At 45.8% G+C, this 2766-nt stretch carries 2 protein-coding genes; both read right to left on the bottom strand.

Annotated features, from left to right (window positions below; translation table 11 throughout):
* Window positions 1-1888: bifunctional rhamnulose-1-phosphate aldolase/short-chain dehydrogenase (locus ACZFYI_RS18445; protein WP_462525593.1), on the bottom strand; the 1888-nt coding region annotated here is incomplete at its 3' end.
* A 98-nt stretch (window positions 1889-1986) separates the two neighbouring features.
* Window positions 1987-2562 carry a hypothetical protein gene (locus tag ACZFYI_RS18440; RefSeq protein WP_462525592.1) on the bottom strand — a complete coding sequence of 192 codons (576 nt, stop codon included), beginning with the start codon at window positions 2560-2562 and terminating at the stop codon, window positions 1987-1989.
* Window positions 2563-2766: the final 204 nt, after the last annotated feature.

The following is a 2766-nucleotide window of genomic DNA, read 5'->3' as shown; positions in this document are numbered from 1 at the left end:
TCACGGCATCGGGATTGATGGAGTTGACGCGGATTTTGTAATCACCCAATTCTGCAGCCATCAGTCTCGTGAGATGGAGTTGGGCGGCTTTGGCAGAACCATAACCGGCGTTTTTTGGACCCGCTACCAACCCGTTTTTGCTGACAATGTTGATGATATCGCCGCCTTTGTTTTGTTTTTTCAGCACATCAAAAGCCATTTGAGAGACGATGAATTGTCCTTTGACCAAGATGTCGTACAGCCTGTCCCACTCTTCCAAAGAATGCTCTTCCAACGAACGGCTGATGCTGATGCCTGCATTGTTGACCACAATATCCAAACCGCCATAGTTGAGGCAGATTTCTCGGATACAGGCTTTCAAAGTTTCAGGTTTGGTTACATCAAGGTAAACACCGATGACATTGTCTTTGGTGAATTTCTTCTCAAACTCAGCTACGGAAGCAGCGAGTTTGGTATTGTTTATATCAGTCAAAACGACACAGGCACCTTCTTTCGCATATTTTTCGGCAATGGCTTTTCCGATACCTCCTGCACTTCCGGTGACCAAAGCCACTTTTCTTGACAGGGGTTTTTCGGCAGGCATCCTTTGGAGTTTGGCTTCTTCGAGCAACCAATACTCAATATTGAAAGCTTCCTGCAAAGGCAGCGACACATAAGTCGATATCGCCTCGGCGCCTTTCATGACGTTGATAGCATTGATATAAAACTCCGCCGCGACACGTGCGGTCTGCTTGTTTTTGGCAAAAGTAAACATCCCGATTCCCGGCCAAATGATGACCACAGGGTTGGCATCCCTGATTTTGGGACTGTTTGGATGCTTGTGGTCTTCGTAGTATTTGGCATAATTGGCCCGATATCCTTCAAATTGGCTGTTCAGTTTTTCAAGCAAACCTTTATTGGTCAAATCTTCTTCTGGTGCCAAATTTAAAACCAAAGGACAGATTTTGGTACGGAGAAAATGATCCGGGCAACTTGTACCCATCGCCGCAAGTGGTTCGACATCCTCGCTGTTGATGAATTCCATCACAGCAGGGGCATCAGTAAAATGTCCGACCATCAGGCCTTCCGAAGAACAGAGACCACGGAGTGTAGGAGCAAGTTTGGCAGCCTGATCCCGTCTTTGGGTTTCGTCCAAGGAAGTTGTGGTTTTGGTCCCACCAAAAACCGGTCTGTCCTTTCCATAATTTGCATGGAGGTATTGGCTGCAGGTTTCGATGACTTCAAGGCTGTTGATATAGGATTCGTAGCTTGTTTCTCCCCAGGTAAAAAGTCCGTGCTGTCCGAGGACAATTCCACGGAGATTTGGGTTTTTGGTGATGGCTTCTTCGAGTTTCAGACCAAGGTCAAAACCCGGTCTTTGCCAGGGAACCCAAGCGATGCTTCCTCCAAATAAGTCCTGAATGATTTTTTCGCCATCCTTTGCAGCCGCTATCGCGATCAGCGCATCCGGATGCAAATGGTCAATATGGGTGTAAGGCAAAAAGGAATGTAGGGGTGTATCAATGGAAGGCGCTTTGGAATTCAGGTCGTAGATGCAGTGGTTGAAAAGCTCCACCATTTCATCTTCGAATTCCAGTCCTCGGTATATTTTTTTCAGGGAATGCAGTCTGTCGAGGTACAAACCTGCCAAGCCGCTTTTGGTCAAAGTCCCGATGTCTCCACCCGAACCTTTCACCCACATCACAGGGACGTCATTACCGGTCAGCGGGTCTTTTTCAATGGTTTTGCAACTTGTATTTCCGCCGCCATAGTTGGTGATTCTCAGGTCAGCGCCCAATATATTGGACCTGTAGATGAGCATGGCCACTTCATCGTGCTTCAGTTGGTCTGCTTTGGCATCATCCCAGAGGTAGCTGACGTGCTCAAATTTCTTGCTGTTGTTTCCCATTTTGATTACAATTTTGATAGGTTAAAATTGATGGTTTGGTGCTGTTAATGTGTCCTGTACTATCTTGGAAATTATGTCAAAGATAGGAAGAATGGGGGCTATAAGACGGTTTCAAATTCCCTGATCCAGAGAATGTCCTGTTTCAATTTGCTTTGGTCCAAAGCAAGCAAAGCCCCCAATGCGGATGCTCTTGGTTGGTTGCTGAGGTAGATTTTTTGGTTTGGATACAAGAGTTGTAAAAAAGCCAAAAAGGTTTTGTTTTTGGTAAATCCTCCCGTGAGGATGATATCCGTAACCTTGCTTTTTCCCAAAACCAGATCCGTACTGCATTGCTGCCATTTGGCCAGATCGAGCATCAGTTGAAGGCAGGCTTCTTCGGCATTTGTAAATTCATCCAAAGGATTTTCACGTCCTTCCCATTTGACTTTTGGTCCGGAACCTTGGAAGCTGATAGGACTGAACATGTCTTTTTTGTTTGCTGCGAAAAGGGATTTGATCTGTCTTTGGGAGAACTCCAGTTTTTGCAGCCTTTCGACAGTATCTCCAAAATGGGAAGCAATCCTATTGATTTGTACTTCATATTCTTTGCCTAGGAAAATTCTTGCGCCCTTGACTTTGGTTCCATCAGGTTGGAGGAAACTCAGGCAGTCGCTGTCCAATTCTGTTTCGGTCAAAGGAATCTGGTCAAAGGGATTGAGAGAAATACTTCAGGTCCCGGTGGAAATCAGGACAAAAGGCCTGTCAACCAAACGGATATAAGGAAGCAGTGCTGCAGAACTGTCGTGCATCCCAAATCCGATTTTGACTTTTTGTCCAAAGAGACTTTTTTCAATCCCGGAATCTGTCGGGAAAGGAGGAAGAATACTGTCGATGTTTGA

This window comes from Aquiflexum sp. (assembly GCF_977115555.1).
The sequence above is the reverse complement of the archived record's forward strand: the minus strand, read 5'-3'. Positions and strand labels throughout refer to the sequence as shown.